The 565-nt window shown below is 61.9% G+C and carries 2 protein-coding genes; both read right to left on the bottom strand.

Features of this window, described 5'->3' with window-relative positions:
* Window positions 1–76: 76 nt before the first annotated feature.
* On the bottom strand, window positions 77–361 hold the full coding sequence (locus A5781_RS05050) for a WXG100 family type VII secretion target (RefSeq protein WP_046182844.1): 285 nt from the start codon (window positions 359–361) through the stop codon (window positions 77–79).
* A gap of 43 nt (window positions 362–404) precedes the next feature.
* Window positions 405–565 (bottom strand): WXG100 family type VII secretion target (locus tag A5781_RS05045; RefSeq protein ID WP_197503710.1); only part of this gene is annotated, 161 nt, incomplete at its 5' end.

The following is a 565-nucleotide window of genomic DNA, read 5'->3' as shown; positions in this document are numbered from 1 at the left end:
TATGCGATCGTCGGCAGCGTGAGATGTGTATAAGAGACAGCCACAGATCGGTGTGCTGCCGCGCCTGAAGTTGGGGTTAGGCCCAGCTGGACCCAACGGCGCTGTCGGTGCTGGCCATGTTGCTGCCGGCGCTCTGCACCTTCTGCCCGTGGGCGTTGGCCTGCTCGTAGATCACCTGGAAGTTGCGACCCAACTGGGTGATGAACTCCTGGCAGGCCACCGAACCGGCACCGCCCCAGAAGTCACCCGCAGCAAGCACATCGCGAACGATGGCCTGGTGCTCAGCCTCCAGAGAAGCGGCCTGGGCGCGGATCAAGGCACCGTGGGCGTCGACATCGCCGAACTGGTAGTTAATGGTCATTGCTTAGCTCCTTAAAGTGTTGGAAGACAGCGGGTTTCGAGTGCTAGCTGCCGAGGATCTGCTGCGAGGCCTGCTCTTGCTGCTCGTAGTTGTTCGCGTCGCGGATCAGTCCGTCCCGCACTCCGTGGAGCATGTTGACGATGTTGCGGAAGGCCTGGTTGACCTGACCCATGGTGTCGTACGAGGTGGCCTGCGCCTGACCGC

This window comes from Mycobacterium sp. 852002-30065_SCH5024008 (genome assembly GCF_001665645.1).
Taxonomy (GTDB): domain Bacteria; phylum Actinomycetota; class Actinomycetes; order Mycobacteriales; family Mycobacteriaceae; genus Mycobacterium; species Mycobacterium paraffinicum.
Note: the sequence above shows the minus strand (reverse complement) of the source record. Positions and strands in the feature narration are given on the sequence as shown.